The 255-nt window shown below is 56.1% G+C and carries 1 protein-coding gene; it reads right to left on the reverse strand.

Features of this window, described 5'->3' with window-relative positions:
* On the reverse strand, window positions 1-247 hold a 247-nt coding region (locus AC1RPX_RS08025; protein ID WP_481763371.1), incomplete at its 3' end, for a cytidine/deoxycytidylate deaminase family protein.
* Between the last annotated feature and the right edge of the window lie 8 nt (window positions 248-255).

The following is a 255-nucleotide window of genomic DNA, read 5'->3' on the forward strand; positions in this document are numbered from 1 at the left end:
ACTCTGCGTGCATAACCGTGGGCTTCGTTGCCATTTGAAGCTGAAGGGTGCCGTGCTCACAGCGCACCAACTTCGGAACCCGCGTCTCATTGTCGTGTCCCGGAGGTGTACCATTCCAACCCAGCGTGATCATGTCGTCGGGCGTGACAATCGCGCACCCAACTTGATGCTTTGGATCGACAGACATCGTGGCCGCAGCCTGTGCGATCCCCATGTACAACATGTCGTCTTTTAGAGTGCTGCCCATCTATACTC

The sequence above is a fragment of the Dellaglioa sp. CoH-56-MRSF-14 genome, assembly GCF_056782115.1.